13 protein-coding genes are annotated in these 15241 nt (G+C 66.9%); 9 read left to right on the top strand and 4 right to left on the bottom strand.

The features are described from left to right. The first annotated feature begins 13 nt into the window (after positions 1–13). The 3 genes from recD (at position 14) to ACFC0O_RS41055 (ending at position 4334) form a co-directional block, all read left to right on the top strand. Complete coding sequence (gene recD, locus ACFC0O_RS41065; protein ID WP_375967645.1) at positions 14–1897, top strand: exodeoxyribonuclease V subunit alpha; 1884 nt, start codon at positions 14–16, stop codon at positions 1895–1897. Positions 1898–1919: 22 nt separating this feature from the next. Continuing rightward, positions 1920–2762, top strand: a complete 843-nt coding sequence (locus ACFC0O_RS41060; protein ID WP_375967643.1) for an alpha/beta fold hydrolase — start codon at positions 1920–1922, stop codon at positions 2760–2762. Positions 2763–2849: 87 nt separating this feature from the next. Continuing rightward, the gene (locus ACFC0O_RS41055) at positions 2850–4334 is read left to right on the top strand and encodes a flavin-containing monooxygenase (protein WP_375967642.1); all 1485 of its coding nucleotides are present in this window, start codon (positions 2850–2852) and stop codon (positions 4332–4334) included. Between the two features lie 5 nt (positions 4335–4339). Here ACFC0O_RS41055 and hutC read toward each other — a convergent pair whose 3' ends face one another. Then, the gene (gene hutC / locus ACFC0O_RS41050) at positions 4340–5110 is read right to left on the bottom strand and encodes a histidine utilization repressor (RefSeq protein WP_364633824.1); all 771 of its coding nucleotides are present in this window, start codon (positions 5108–5110) and stop codon (positions 4340–4342) included. 188 nt (positions 5111–5298) lie between these two features. Here hutC and hutU point away from each other — a divergent pair, with 188 nt between their 5' ends. Genes hutU through hutG form a run of 4 tightly spaced genes read left to right on the top strand, consistent with a single transcriptional unit; the run spans position 5299 to position 10595 of the window. After that, a complete protein-coding gene (hutU, locus tag ACFC0O_RS41045; RefSeq protein ID WP_375967640.1) occupies positions 5299–6978 on the top strand; it encodes a urocanate hydratase in 1680 nt (559 codons plus the stop codon). A gap of 35 nt (positions 6979–7013) precedes the next feature. Next, entirely contained in the window at positions 7014–8444 is a 1431-nt protein-coding gene (locus ACFC0O_RS41040) for a cytosine permease (protein ID WP_364633828.1), read from the top strand. Continuing rightward, entirely contained in the window at positions 8422–9642 is a 1221-nt protein-coding gene (gene hutI / locus ACFC0O_RS41035) for an imidazolonepropionase (protein ID WP_375967638.1), read from the top strand. Before ACFC0O_RS41040 ends, hutI begins: the two co-directional genes overlap by 23 nt. Next, positions 9639–10595: a formimidoylglutamase gene (gene hutG / locus ACFC0O_RS41030; RefSeq protein ID WP_375967636.1), complete on the top strand. Its 957-nt coding sequence runs from the start codon at positions 9639–9641 to the stop codon at positions 10593–10595. Before hutI ends, hutG begins: the two co-directional genes overlap by 4 nt. On the opposite strand, the gene ACFC0O_RS41025 is transcribed toward hutG, so the two are convergent. Together ACFC0O_RS41025 and ACFC0O_RS41020 are read right to left on the bottom strand one after the other, a co-directional pair. Beyond that, positions 10592–11059 carry a hypothetical protein gene (locus tag ACFC0O_RS41025; protein ID WP_375967635.1) on the bottom strand — a complete coding sequence of 156 codons (468 nt, stop codon included), beginning with the start codon at positions 11057–11059 and terminating at the stop codon, positions 10592–10594. The genes hutG and ACFC0O_RS41025 overlap by 4 nt on opposite strands. A gap of 117 nt (positions 11060–11176) precedes the next feature. Next, entirely contained in the window at positions 11177–12136 is a 960-nt protein-coding gene (locus ACFC0O_RS41020) for an oxidoreductase (RefSeq protein WP_375967634.1), read from the bottom strand. A gap of 111 nt (positions 12137–12247) precedes the next feature. Here ACFC0O_RS41020 and ACFC0O_RS41015 point away from each other — a divergent pair, with 111 nt between their 5' ends. Further along, positions 12248–12808: a TetR/AcrR family transcriptional regulator gene (locus ACFC0O_RS41015; protein ID WP_375967633.1), complete on the top strand. Its 561-nt coding sequence runs from the start codon at positions 12248–12250 to the stop codon at positions 12806–12808. A gap of 48 nt (positions 12809–12856) precedes the next feature. Here the strand turns inward: ACFC0O_RS41015 and ACFC0O_RS41010 are convergent, their stop codons facing one another. Then, a complete protein-coding gene (locus ACFC0O_RS41010) occupies positions 12857–13522 on the bottom strand; it encodes a TetR/AcrR family transcriptional regulator (protein ID WP_364633839.1) in 666 nt (221 codons plus the stop codon). A 135-nt stretch (positions 13523–13657) separates the two neighbouring features. Between ACFC0O_RS41010 and ACFC0O_RS41005 the strand changes: the two genes are divergently transcribed. Then, a complete protein-coding gene (locus tag ACFC0O_RS41005) occupies positions 13658–15229 on the top strand; it encodes a succinic semialdehyde dehydrogenase (protein WP_364633841.1) in 1572 nt (523 codons plus the stop codon). Positions 15230–15241 lie beyond the last annotated feature (12 nt).

Here is a 15241-nt window from a genome sequence, read left to right as displayed (position 1 = left end):
GGCGGGTGATCGCGTGACCTCGATTCAGTTGGCGCAGCGCGGAACCGGCGCGATGCAGATCTTCAATACCGCCGGTGTGCTGTCCGCGGCCGATGTGCACGTGGCGGTGCGACTGGGCCGGTTGGGGCAGGAGAGCTCACCGCTGGTGCTGTTCGCCACCGCGCTGGCCGTGCGCGCGGTGCGGTCCGGCTCGGTGTGTCTCCAGGTGCGGCGCATGCACGAGATCGGCGTGGATGCCGAAGGGACCGAAGAGTCCTCGATCGATCCGGCGACCCTGCCCTGGCCCGATGTGGACGCGGTGATCGCCGAACTGCGCAAGAGCCCGCTGGTGTGCGGCAGTCCGGCCGGACCGCTCCGACCCTTGCGCCTCATCGATCCGCCGGGGTCCACGGACGGGCCGCTGCTCTACCTGGACCGGTATTACCGGCAGGAGGAGACGATCCGGCAGGTGCTCACCGAACGCTCCACCACCCAGCCCATGGTGGACGCGGAACTCATTCGGCGCGAACTGGATCGGCTGTTCCCGCGCGAGGGCGGCCCGGGGGAGCCGCCGGATCGGCAGCGCCTCGCGGTGGCCCTGGCCGCGACCCAGTGGACCACCGTGGTCGCCGGCGGCCCGGGTACCGGTAAGACGCACACCATCGCCCGCGTGCTGGCCCTGCTGGTCGCACACCAGGAGGCAATGCCGGGCGCGCCCGCGCTGCGCATCGCCCTGGCCGCCCCGACCGGTAAAGCCGCTGCGCGCCTACAGGAATCGGTGCGCGAACAGGCGGGCGATATCGGCCTGCCGGAATTGACCGCCGCCACCCTGCATCGCCTGCTCGGCTGGCAGCGCGGTGGCGCGAGCCGCTTCAAGCATCACGAATTCAACCGGCTGCCCTACGACGTGATCGTGGTGGACGAGACCTCTATGGTCTCGCTGACCATGATGAGCCGCCTGCTGCCCGCGGTGCGTCCCGATGCCCGCCTGGTGCTGGTCGGCGACCCGGATCAGCTGGCCTCGGTCGACGCGGGCGCGGTGCTCGCCGATCTGGTGGCGGGACCGATTGCCGGACAGGCGAATCCGGCCCTGGACAAGATCCTGGGCGGCGAAATGCGCGATACCGCCGCACATCCCGACGCGCTGTCCGCCCGCGAACGGGAACGCCTGCGCGGCGGCATCGTGCGCCTCACCCGGGGCCGCCGCTTCGGTGGCCGCATCGCCGAACTCGCGGTGGCCGTGCGCGCCGGAGACGCCGATACCGCCCTCGACCTGCTGCGCGCGGGCGGCACCGAACTGTCCCTGCACACGCCCGAGGATCACACCGAGGTGCGCGCGGACGTCCTGCGCGCCGCGCACGCCGCCACCGACGCGGCACTGGCCGGGGATGCCACCGCCGCGCTGACCGCCCTGGAATCGCATCGCCTGCTGTGCGCGCACCGTCAGGGTCCATACGGTGTGGAACGCTGGGATCGCATGGCCGCCGGGTGGGTGGCCGCCGCGGGCATCAGCACCGAACCCGGTCCCGGACACTGGTATCCGGGTCAGCCGCTGCTGGTCACCGCCAATGATCACGAGGCCCGCATCTACAACGGCGATACCGGCGTCATCGTGCGCATGCCGGACGGCACGCTGCGCGCGGCGCTACAACGCGGCACCGAACCGTATCTGGTGCACCCCACCCAGTTCCCGGGCGTCACCACCGTCTACGCCATGACCATCCACCGCAGTCAGGGCAGTCAGTACGACACCGTCACCGCGGTGCTGCCCGGACCGGAATCGACGCTGCTCACCCGAGAGTTGCTGTACACGGCCATAACTCGCGCCCGCAAACATGTGCGGGTGCTGGGCACCGACGAATCGATTCGCGCCGCGATCGGCCGCCGGGTACTGCGCGCGAGCGGTCTGCGCGCGTAGCCTGGTAACCCGGAGGGGTGCCATGGCCGACACCGGGTTCGAACAGTTCGCCGATACCGTGCTGTCCGCGGACGGCACCCGCATCGCGTATCTGACGGTGGGCCAGGGGCCGCCGGTGATCGTGCTCCCGGGCGTGCTCTCCGTGGCGAGCGGTTTCGCCCGCTTCGCCGCCGCCCTCGGTACCGGGTTCACCGTGCACACCCTGGAGCGGCGCGGGCGCGGCGACAGCGGACCGCAGGGGCCGGACTATCGAATCAGCCTGGAGTGCGAGGATATTCGCGCACTCCAGGACAAAACCGGTGCGGGACTGATCGTCGGGCACAGCTACGGCGGGCTGATCGCGCTGGAAGCGGCGCGGGACAATCCGGATATCCGCAAGCTGGCCCTGTACGAACCGGGCGTCTCGATCGCCGGATCGGTGCCCTCGGACTGGATGCCCGCCTATGAGCGATACCTGGAACAGGGCAAACCCTTCGACGCCTTCGTCGAATTCGTTCGCGCCATGGGTCCGGAGAATATGCGCAAGATGCCGCGCTGGATGTTCCGGCGCATGATGCCGCTATTCATGAACGCGCCCGAAAAGGACATGGTGGTGAGCCAGCTCGCCGAGAATCTGCGCGAGCATCGCGAGATCATCCGGCTGAACGACACCTATCGCGCCTATGCCGGGATCACCGCCGAGGTGCTGCTCATGGACGGGGACAAGGATCCGCAGCGCCGAACCGATCCCGACCACACCCGGCTCGCGGAAACCCTGCCGCACTGCGAGCGCCGCACCGTCCCGGGCCTCGATCATTTCGGCATCGACAAACAGGCCCCCGAACTCGTCGCCGGGATCATCGGCGAATTCTTCTCGCGTTCGTAGTGCGCTTCGCCCCTGCGCGGGTGCGGTGCTGGATACGCTGGGATCGGGTGCGCGGGCACCGTCATATTGCGAATCGGAGGAGTATCGATGAGCAGCACTCCCGAGCACGTCGATGTGCTCATCGTCGGCGCCGGACTGTCCGGAATCGGCGCGGCCCATCATCTGCAGACCGCGTTTCCGTGGCGCACCTACGCGATTCTGGAGATGCGCGAGGGCATCGGCGGGACCTGGGATCTGTTCCGCTATCCCGGAATTCGCTCCGATTCGGATATGTTCACCCTCGGCTATCGCTTCCGGCCGTGGCTGGGAGACAAGGCCATCGCCGACGGCGATTCGATTCTGAACTATGTGCGCGATACCGCCGTGGAGGCGGGTATCGACAAGCACATTCGCTACCGGCACCGGGTGCTGCGCGCGGAATGGTCGACCGCCGATGAGCGCTGGACGGTGACCGCCGACCACGATGGCGAAACGGTGACCATCACCGCGAACTTCCTGTTCAGCTGTTCGGGCTACTACCGCTACGACGAGGGCTACACCCCGGAATTCGCCGGTATGGAACGCTTTTCGGGTCCGGTCGTCCATCCGCAGCACTGGCCCGAACAGCTCGAGGTGGCGGGCAAGAAGGTTGTGGTCATCGGTTCCGGCGCGACCGCGGTGACCCTCGGACCGGCGCTGGCCGATCAGGGCGCGCACGTGGTCATGCTGCAGCGCTCACCGTCGTACATCATCTCCATGCCCGCACGCGATGCCTTCGCCGATCGGGTGCGCCGCATCCTGCCCGCGCGGGCGGCCTACGGTCTGGCCCGGGCCAAGAATGTCGCGCTCAGCACCGCCATGTATCAGATCTCGCAGCGCTATCCCAAACGTATGCGCTCGTGGATCTTCGGCCTCCAGAAGCGCTGGCTCCCAGCCGGTTACGATATTCAGACGCATTTCAATCCCAGCTACAAACCGTGGGATCAGCGGCTGTGCCTGGTGCCCAACGGTGATCTGTTCCGCGCCATTCGCCAGGACAAATTGGAGATGGTCACCGATCGCATCGAGACCTTCACCGAAACCGGCCTGCAGCTCGAATCCGGTCGTGAACTCGACGCCGATATCATCATCACCGCAACGGGTTTGAACCTCATCGCCTTCGGCGGCCTGGAATTGACGGTGGACGGGGAGAAGGTCGAACTCCCGAATGCCATGGCGTACAAGGCCATGATGCTCTCCGACGTCCCGAATTTCGCGTTCATCATCGGCTACACCAACGCCTCCTGGACGCTCAAGGCGGATCTGGTGTGCGAGTACGTGGTTCGGCTACTGCGCCATATGGATTCGAACGGCTACGCGAAGGCCACCCCGATCCGCGATCCCTCGGTCGGCACCGCGCCCTTCCTGGATTTCCAGCCGGGCTATGTGCTGCGCGCCCTGGATCACCTGCCCAAACAGGGTGATCGGGTGCCGTGGCGGTTGCGTCAGAACTATCTGCGCGATCTGCCCACGCTGCGCTACGGCAAGATCGTCGACCCGGATATGCGCTTCGAGCGCGCGGGGGAGTCGACCCCGGTCGCCGAGGCGCGGTAGCGGTCTCAGCGCCCGAAGACGCCTTCGAGTCGATTGCGCGAGCCCGGATGCACCAGCCGGGCGACGCTCACAAGGCCCTGTTCGGACCAGGTGCGGCGGCGAATGAGCAGGCACGGTTCACTGCGATCGATACCGAGCAGGCGGCATTCCTCGGCGCTGCCGAGCACCGCCTCCACCACGTGCTCACCGCGCACCAGCGGTGCGACCCGGCTCAGATAGTCGTTGGGCGTGGTGGCGGCGAAATCCTGTTCCAGATAGCCGGGAGCCTGCGCCGGATGCACGTACCGGTCCTCGACCTGGATCGGGGTGTCATCCTCGAAATGCACCAGCACCGAATGAAAAGCTCTGGGGCCGAGCGATTCCCGCAGTGACGGCTGCGTGCCGTCCAGCTTCTCCTCGCGCACCAGAATCACCTCGGTGCGATGCCGATGCCCGCGCTGTTGGATCTCATCGGCGATATTGCGCACCTCGAACAGCGGGGAGGAACCCTTGGTGCTCGCCACGAAGGTTCCGACGCCCATCATGCGCACGATCAAGCCCTCGGCGGTGAGTTCGCGCAGCGCCCGGTTGATCGTCATGCGGGACAGTCCGAGCGCCGCCACGAACTGATGCTCGGACGGCAGTTGATCGCCTTCCGTCCAGCGCCCTGAACGCACCTGGTTGATCACCAACTGCTTGATCCGCTCGTACGCGGGCACGGCATCGCCGCCCGCCTCGGCGAACAGGGTGGCCAGGGAGGTCTCGCCCGAGCTGTTCGATCCCGCGACCGTTGCCATCCCCGTACCGCTCCCTACCGTGTGCGCGTTCCGAGCATGCAGCCTACCGGCCCGGATCCCGCGATTTTGACAGTTGTATAGACAGGACTATACAACTGTTGCAGAATGCGATCCAGCACACATTCACGGCCCAGCGCGAACGGAGTCACCGGGCCGCAGGTGCGAAATAGCCGAGGACGAGGAATCCCATGGACATCAACTCCCCGGGCCACGAGGCCCGACCCGTGCGCGCTCCGCGCGGCCCCGAGCTCACCACGCTCGGCTGGCAGCAGGAGGGAGCGCTGCGCATGCTCATGAACAATCTCGATCCGGAGGTGGCCGAACATCCGGACGCCCTGGTGGTCTACGGCGGCACCGGCCGCGCGGCGCGGTCCTGGGAAGCCTTCGACGCCATGGTCGCCACGCTCAAGACGCTGCACAACGACGAGACCATGCTGGTGCAGTCGGGTAAGCCGGTCGGCGTCTTCCGCACCAGCGAATGGGCTCCGCGCGTGCTCATCGCCAACTCCAATCTCGTTGGCGACTGGGCGAACTGGGAGGAATTCCGCCGCCTGGAAGAGCTCGGGCTCACCATGTACGGGCAGATGACCGCCGGATCCTGGATCTACATCGGCACCCAGGGCATTCTGCAGGGCACCTATGAGACCTTCGGCGCGGTGGCGCGCAAGCGATTCGGCGGCACCCTCGCCGGAACCATCACCCTCACAGCGGGTCTCGGCGGTATGGGCGGCGCGCAGCCCCTCGCGGTCACCATGAACGAGGGCGTGGCCATCTGCGTCGACTGCGATGTCACCCGCATCGACCGGCGTATCGCGCACAAGTACCTCGATGTGAAGGCCGACAACCTCGACCACGCCCTGGAATTGGCGATCGAGGCCCGCGATGCCCGGCGGCCGCTGTCCATCGGCGTGGAAGGCAATGCGGCGGAGGTGTTTCCGGCGCTGCTCGAACGCGAGGCCCCCATCGATATCGTCACCGATCAGACCTCGGCGCACGATCCGCTCGCGTACCTGCCGATCGGCGTCGACTTCGGCGATATGAAGACCATGTCCGAGAAGGATCCGGTCTGGTTCACCGAACAGGCCCAGTTGTCCATGGCCGCGCATGTGCGCGCCATGGTCGGTTTCCTGGATCGCGGTGTCGAGGTCTTCGACTACGGCAACAGCATTCGCGATGAGGCCCGCAAGGGCGGCTTCGATCGCGCCTTCGATTTCCCGGGCTTCGTACCCGCCTACATTCGCCCGCTCTTCGAAGAGGGCCTGGGTCCGTTCCGCTGGGCCGCGCTGTCCGGCGATCCTGCCGATATCGCCGCCACCGATAAGGCGATTCTCGAATTGTTCCCGGACAACGAGCATTTGAAGCGCTGGATCACCCTGGCGGGGGAGAAGGTCGCTTTCGAGGGCCTGCCCGCGCGCATCTGCTGGCTGGGATACGGTGAACGGCATCTGGCCGGGCGCAAATTCAACGAAATGGTCGCCAGCGGTGAGCTTTCCGCGCCGGTCGCCATCGGCCGCGATCATCTGGATTCGGGTTCGGTGGCCTCGCCGTACCGCGAAACCGAGGCCATGAAGGACGGTTCGGACGCCATTGCCGACTGGCCGCTGCTGAACGCGCTGCTCAATACCGCCTCCGGTGCGTCCTGGGTATCGCTGCATCACGGCGGCGGCGTCGGCATGGGCCGGTCCATGCACGCCGGACAGGTCATCATCGCCGACGGCACCGAATTGGCCGCGCGCAAGATCGAGGCCGTCCTGACCAACGATCCGGGCATGGGTGTCATCCGGCACGCCGACGCCGGATACGAACACGCCATCGAGACGGCCCGCACGCGCGGAGTCCGCATCCCCATGTCCGAGAATCAGCACTGATCCACCGCGGTCGCCAAGCAGGAAAGGCTGAGACCATGACGCACGACGGTCCCGCCGAGGTAGTACTCACCCCCGAACGCCACACCATCGATGTCATTCCCGATGCGGAACGGCACGGCAGTCCGCGCAGCCAATTCACCCTGTGGTTCGGGGCGAATATGCAGATCACCGCGATTGTCGACGGAGCGCTCGCGGTCATTTTCGGCGCGGATGCGCTCTGGGCCATCATCGGCCTGCTCATCGGCAATATCGCCGGTGGCGCGGTAATGGCGCTGCATTCCGCGCAGGGGCCGAAACTGGGCCTGCCGCAAATGATTTCGAGCCGTGCGCAATTCGGGGTGCGGGGTGCGATATTGCCTTTGCTGCTGGCGATCGTCATGTATCTGGGGTTCGCGGCCACCGGCACCGTATTGGCCGGTCAGGCCGTGGCCAAGGTGCTGCATATCGACAGCCCCAAATTGGGCATGGTGATCTTCGGACTGCTCACCGCGTTCATCGCGGTCACCGGCTACAAGCTCATTCATATCGTCGGCCGCATCGCCACGGTGGTGGGCATTGTCGGATTCACCTATCTGGCAATCCGTTTGTTCGCCGAATACGACGTGACCGCGCAGCTCGGGGTGAAGGGCTTCGAGACCGCCACCTTCCTGCTGGCGATCTCGCTGGGCGCGGGCTGGCAGCTCACCTTCGGACCGTATGTGGCCGATTACTCGCGCTATCTGCCGCGCTCGACCAGTGATCGGGCCACCTTCTGGTCCACCTTCGCGGGCACCGTGATCGGCTCGCAGTGGTCCATGACCTTCGGTGCCCTCATCGCTGCGGTGGCGAGCAAATCGTTCATGAAGGATCAGGTCGGCTTCATCGGCGATCTCGCCGGACCTGCCGCTGTGGCGGTGCTCATCTATCTGGTGATCGTCACCGGAAAGCTGACGGTGAACGTGCTCAACGCGTACGGCGGTTTCATGTCGATTCTCACCACGGTGACCGCTTTCGAAGGGCGCTCACGCATTTCGACCCTGGCGCGCGGGCTCTACATCATCGGCTTCACCACCGTGGCGACCCTGATCGCCATTGCCGCCAGCGCGGATTTCCTCGCCAATTTCAAGAATTTCGTGCTGGCGCTGCTCATGGTGTTCACGCCGTGGAGTGCGATCAATCTGATCGACTACTACCTGATCTCCAAGGAGCGCATCGACATTCCCGCGCTCTATGACGCCTCCGGGCGCTACGGGGCGTGGAATGTGCCCGCGCTGGCCTGCTATTTCATCGGCGTCGGGGTGCAGATTCCCTTCCTGGCGACCAAGTTCTACACCGGACCCGTCACCGACATGCTCGGCGGCGCGGATATCTCCTGGATCGTCGGCATCGTGGTGACCGCCGGGCTCTACTACCCGCTCGCCAAGCGCACCGCCACTCCGCCGGAGCAGATGATCTATCCGCCCGATGCCGAGATGGCCCGAGCCTGAAAGGAATTCGACCGTGACCAGCCTGGTCGTCACGAATATCGGAACGCTCGTCACCAATGATCCAGCCATCGGCGAGGGCACGCTGGGTGTGCGCCGCGACGCCGCCATCGCCTTCACCGACGGCCGCGTGGCGTGGATCGGCGACAGCGCCGCCGCGCCCGCCGCCGATCACGGCGTCGACCTCGGCGGCCGGGCGCTGCTGCCCGGATTCGTGGAAAGCCATTCGCATCTGGTGTTCGCCGGTGAGCGGGCCGAGGAATTCGCGGCCCGCATGACCGGAACCCCGTACACCGCCGGCGGTATCCGCACCACCATCGAGGCCACCCGCGCCGCCGATGAGGGGTTGCTCGAGGCCAATGTGCGGCGGCTGCTCAATGAGGCGCTGCGCTCGGGCAGCACCACGGTGGAATGCAAGACCGGATACGGGCAGACCACCCGCGATGAACTGCGCAGCGCACAGGTCGCGGGGCGGTTCACCGATGAGGTCACGCTGCTGGCGGCGCATGTGCCGCCGCCGGAATACGCGGGCCGGGCCGACGACTACGTGGCCATGGTGTGCGATGAGATGATCGAAGCCTGCGCGCCGCACGCCAAATGGATCGATGTGTTCTGTGAGCGCGGGGCCTTCGACGAGGAGCAGTCCCGGGCGGTGCTGAAAGCCGGTGTGGCGCACGGGCTCATCCCGCGCGTGCACGGTAATCAGCTCGGGCAGGGGCCGGGGGTGCGGCTCGCGGTGGAGATGGGCGCGGCCTCGGTCGATCACGTCACCTATGTGAACTCGGCCGATATCGACGCGCTGGCAAGCGGTTCCACGGTGGCCACCCTGCTGCCGGGTGCGGACTTCTGCACCCGCAACTCCTATCCGGACGCGCGGGCGCTGCTCGATGCCGGGGTCACGGTGGCACTGGGCGCGGATTGCAATCCGGGCACCTGCTACACCACCAGCCTGCCGTTCTGTATCGCCCTCGCGGTGCGCGAAATGCATATGACTCCCGCGGAAGCCGTGTGGTCGGCGACCATGGGTGGTGCGAAGGCATTGCGGCGCAACGATATCGGTCAGCTGACCATCGGTGCCCGCGCCGATGCCATTGCCCTGGACGCGCCCTCGTACCTGCACCTGGCCTATCGACCCGGTGTGGCGCTGGTGCGCGAGGTCTGGAAGGACGGCGTGCTCGTCACCCCGGGAGTCGCGGTATGAGCGCGGAGATTCCGGTCGATATCCCGCCCGCCGCATGGACCGGGCGCAATGACGGCGATACGCCCGAGCATCTGCGGTGGCATCAGGCCATCCGGCCGTACGATCCGGCCGCTACCGAAAGCCGCTGTGTCCTCATCGGTTTCGCGAGCGATGAGGGTGTGCGTCGCAATAAGGGCCGTCAGGGCGCGGCAGCAGGTCCGCATGCCCTGCGCGCCGCGCTGGCATCCATGGCGCTCAATGATCCGGTAGTGCTCGAGGACGCCGGAACGGTCGCGGTCACCGATGCCGATCTCGAATCGGGTCAGGCCCGATTGGGCCGGGCTGTCGCCGGGGCCATCGACTCCGGCAGATTGCCGGTGGTACTCGGCGGCGGACACGAGGTCGCGTACGGAACCTATCTGGGTGTGGCCGCCGCCGCGGCTCGGGGAACGGGCACCCGGCTCGGAATCCTCAATCTGGACGCGCATTTCGACCTGCGCGGCGAGGCGACGCCGAGTTCCGGTACGCCCTTCCGGCAGATACTGGAGGCCGAACACGCGGCGGGCATGTCCATTCGCTACGACGTGCTCGGCATCAGCCAGCCGAGCAATACCCGCGCGCTGTTCGACACCGCCGACCGCTTCGACGTGCACTATCTACTGGACGATCGTTGCGGCCCAGCCGATTACGCGCTCGTCGACGCCTTCGTCGCCGATCTGCTCGACGCGGTCGACGTGCTGTATCTGACCATCGATCTGGATGTGCTCCCGGCCGCCGTCGCCCCCGGGGTCAGCGCCCCGGCGGCGTACGGCGTTCCGCTGGAGACCATTCAGCGCGTCTGTGACCGAGTGGCCATGAGCGGCAAGCTGATCGCCGTCGACGTCGCCGAACTCAACCCCGGCCTGGATATCGACAATCGCACCGCGCGCACCGCGGCCCGGCTCATCCACCGCATCGTGACCCGCCACCCCTAGCGGGCGGCGGGAGCGCCGATCGGGCGGACGCGCTCACGGGAGAACAGCAGCGCCAGGAATGCCACCACCAATCCGCCGCCCACCAGGTAGAGGCCCCAGCTGCCGTTCAGCAGATCGCGGTAGTCGTCCCGGAGCTGCTGGTCGAAGCTGTCGTACAGCCGCCAGGCGAGTACGCCCAGCGCCGCCAGCCCGGCCAGCACCCCGAGACCGCCCAGCGCCCGCGAGCCGACGAGCGCGGAGATCAGCACGACCGCCGCCACCCCGAGCAGCACCACGGCCAGCGAGGACCAGAACGACGCGGATTGATGCCCGACCTGATCGAGGGTCTTACCGGCATCGAAGCCATTGCGCAGATCCCCCAGCCGGACATCGCGCGCGTTCACGCTGCCGAGCAATGGGCCGAATGTTCCGACGGCGATCACGATGGCACAGGCGAAGAGCAGCAGATGTACGAAAGTACGCATACCCCACGGTAGGTCCATTTCGGGCATCGATGCCGTAGGCGGCGGAAGGTATTCACGAACTCGGCGTCACCGCGTCGCCCCGAGTACGCCGACAGCGTGTCGCGCGACCTCGACGACTCAGTGATCCACCCGTTGCGCCAAGGGATAGATCACCTTCGTGAGTCGCTCGGATTCGGCCCACAGCCGCAGTTGCGCCGCTCGATCGTGGGATTTCGCGGTGGATTCGACCTTGGCCGGATAACCGGTGAACTGGAGGCGACCCGGCGGGCCGAAGTAATCCCCGCCATGCGCTTCGGGATCGACTGCGGCCCGCACGGACGCCAGTGCGCCCATGGTCGCGCTCTGGAGCAGCCACCAGGTGACGACCCGGGCCCCGGGGTGCAGCAGAAGCTGTGCGATCCGGGGCAGTTCGCGGCCGAATTCGGTCTGCGCGTTACCGGGATGCGCGGCGACCGCGATGGTCTGCGCACCCGCCGCCGCGAGCCTGCGCTGCAGCTCGTAGGTGAACATAAGATTCGCCAGCTTGGACTGGAAATAGGCTGTGCCGTACCGGTATTCGCGCTCGGCCTGCAAATCGTCGAAATGGATATCGCCGCGTCGATGCCCGATGCTGCTGACCGTCACGATGCGCGATCCCGGTGTCGTGGTCAGCCGATCCAGCAGCAGTCCCGTGAACGCGAACGGGCCGAGATGGTTGGTGGCGAAAGTCGATTCGAAGCCGTCCTCGGTGACGGTGTAGCGGGTGCGCATACCGCCCGCATTGTTGATCAGCAGGTCGATGCGCGCGTGGTCGGCCCGGAGTTGTTCGGCCGCAGCGTGAATGGAGGCGAGCGAATCCAGATCCAGGTGTTGGACGCGCACCTCCGCGGCGGGTGCGGCGATCCGGATGCGTGCCGCGGCGGCCGCGGCCTTGCCGAGATCGCGGCAGGCCAGCACCACGGTCGCGCCGTGTTCGGCGAGCATGCGGGCGGTTTCGAAGCCGAGGCCGGTATTGGCCCCGGTGATAACGGCCGTACGGCCGCTCTGATCGGGAATGCGGGCGGCGGTGAAGCGCTGCCCGGGTGTCGTCGAGTTCATCCGTGCCTTCGATCACGAGGGAGTCGTTAGAATCGGGATGCGCATCCCGGTTAGGACTATACGGGATGGCCATCCCGTTTGTCGTCCGATGCGAAAGGCCCTGTGCCGCCTATGGAAAACCCGCGAAACGATCGACCCCTGCGCGCGGACGCCCAGCGGAATCGGGACACGGTGCTGCGGGTGGCAGCCGAGGTCTTCGCCGTCGAGGGGCTGTCGGTGCCCGTCCATGAGATCGCGCGCCGGGCCGGGGTCGGCACCGGAACCGTCAGCAGGCATTTCCCGACCAAGGAGGAACTGTTCGCGGCGATCCTCATCGATCGCATGGCCGCACTGGTCCAGTTGGCCGACGATCTCGCCCGCACCGAGGAACCCGGCCCGGCCTTCTTCTCCTACTTCGCCGCCATCGTCCGCGAGGGTGCGACCCACCGCGGCCTCGCACAAGCCTTGGCGGGCTCGGGATTCGACGTCGAGAGCGCCGGACAGCGAGCCGGGCACGATATGCCCGGCCGCCTACGGGATCTGCTGGACCATGCCCAGCGCGCCGGCGCGGTGCGCGCCGACGTCGGCTACGACGAGGTGAAAGCCCTACTGGCGGGCACCATGTCGTGCGATATCACCGTGGTCGAGCCGATCGTGTCCGTCATTTGCGATGGGCTGCGCGCTGCGCGCTGACGCGCTGCGCGCTGACGCGCTGCGCGCTGACGCGCTCGGCGGGATCGCTCAGCCTGCGAACAGGCCCGGAATTGTGAGGGCGTATTCGACGTCTTCGCGGCTGCCGAGGGTGACCAGACAGCTGCGAATCATGGTGAGGCGGGCCGCGGCGATGGTTTCCGGGGTTGGTTCGCCGTTCGCGGAGATGCGGTAGACGACGAATTCGCAGGTTTGCAGGCAGGTGTCCAGGTCGAGGTCGGCGGGGGTGGGGCGGCCGAGTTTTTCGAACTTGGCGCGGATGAGGGCGCGGATATCGTCCATGGCTCGCTCGCGGTATGGGGAGACGGGGGAGCCCGGATCGTGGAGTTCGGCGAACAGCGGCGAGAGCATGGGGCCGTGGCCGTCGGCCCAGTAGAGGTAGGCCTCGATCATATTGATGCCCAATTGCACCGGTTCCTCGGTGCGTTCGAGCGCGGTGCGGATACCGCCGACCAGATCGTCATTGGAGATGGCCAGCACCGCGTGCAGCGGTTCGGTCGCATTGGCGAAATAGCGGTAGAAGGTGGGGCGCGCCAGACCCGCGGCCTCGATGATTCGGGCCACACTCAAACCGCGCGAACCGTGCTGGGCGAAGACGTCGGCGGTGGCCAGCACGATGCGGGCGCGCACCTGATCGGCCTGCTGGGCCGTTTGCGGCGGGCGGCCGCGGCGGGTGGCGGGGGTGGCCGAGGTCATCGACTGCTCCAGGTGCTTGACATGGGGTGTGGCACGGACATTAATCTAACACTAGTGTTCACCTAACAGAGGTGTTCAGAAAATTGCTTCCACGCACCGCGGCCGGACCCGCGGGCGCTATCGAGAGGGCGACCAATGTCGACTGCCCCGCAGCTCGCCGCCGCTGACGCACTGCCGTTCGACCTGGTGCAGCGCTTGCTCGCGCACGCTGTCGCGGGCGGCGCGCCCTCGGTCGAGGTGTTCGCACCCGCCACCGGCGCCAAGATCGCCGATCTGCCGCAGTCCTCCATCGCCGATGTGGAGACCGCCTTCGCCACCGCCCGCACCGCACAGGCCGAGTGGGCCAGGACGCCGGTCGGCGAGCGCGCCGCGCTGCTGCGCCGCATTCACGATCTGGTGCTGGCCGAACAAGACACCATCCTCGATATCGTGCAGCTCGAGACCGGTAAGTCCCGCGTGCACGCGTTCGACGAGGTCTCCGATGTCGCGGTGAACACCCGCTACTATGCCGCCGAGGGCAAACGCCTTCTCGCACACCGCAAGCCGCGCGGGGTCATGCCGGTGCTCACCCAGGTCGAGGTGCGCAACCGGCCCAAGGGCGTGGTCGCGGTCATCTCACCGTGGAACTACCCGCTGGCGCTGGGCGCTTCCGATGCGCTGCCCGCACTGCTTGCCGGTAATGCCGTCATAGGCCGCCCGGACAATCAGACCGCGCTCACCCTGCTGTGGGCCATCGATATCGCCGAGCGCGCGGGCCTGCCCAAGGGCCTGTGGCAGGCGGTATTGGGTCGCGGCGCGAAGCTGGGTCCCGAGGTCATCGCACGCGCCGACTACGTCGACTACACCGGTTCGAGCGCCACCGGCCGCACCATCGCCCAGCAGGCGGGGGAGCGGCTCATCGGGTACTCGCTCGAATTGGGCGGTAAGAACCCGCTTTTGGTGCTCGAGGATGCCGATGTGTCCAAGGCCGCCAAGATCGCGGTGCGCGCCTGCTTCGCCTCGGCCGGGCAGCTGTGCGAATCGATCGAGCGAATCTACGTGCACGACAAGGTGTATGACCAGTTCATCACCGAATTCGTCGCCAACACCAAGGAATTGAGCCTCGGCAAGACCCTCGATTTCGATTACGAGATCGGCTCGCTCACCTTCCCGCGTCAGATCGACACCGTCAGCACGCATGTCGACGATGCGGTGAGCAAGGGCGCGAAGGTGCTCGCCGGTGGTAAGGCCCGCCCGGAACTCGGCCCGTACTTCTACGAGCCCACCATTCTGGCCGAGGTGCGCGAGGGCATGACCGTGTACCGCGAGGAGACCTTCGGCCCGGTCGTCTCGGTCTACCGCGTCGCCAGTGACGACGAGGCCGTGGCGCAGGCCAATGACACCGCGTACGGGCTCAATGCCAGTGTGTGGAGCCGGGATACCGAGCGCGGGCGCGAGGTCGCGGCCCGCGTGAACGCCGGATCGGTGAACGTCAACGAGGGCTTCATCGCCGCCTGGGGTTCGGTCGCCGCACCGTCCGGCGGACTCGGCATCTCCGGCACCGGCCGCCGGCACGGTCCCGAGGGCCTGCTCAAATACGTCGACACCCAGACCATCGCGGTGCAGCGCATGCTGCCCATCGCCCCGCTGCCGGGCATGTCCGAGCAGGTGTGGGCCAAGACCATGACGCTCTTCCTGGGCGTGATGAAGACGCTGCGCCAGAAGTGATTCGCTGACTCG

It is taken from the genome of Nocardia sp. NPDC056100 (assembly GCF_042266325.1).
Lineage (GTDB): Bacteria > Actinomycetota > Actinomycetes > Mycobacteriales > Mycobacteriaceae > Nocardia.
The sequence above is the reverse complement of the archived record's forward strand: the minus strand, read 5'-3'. Positions and strand labels throughout refer to the sequence as shown.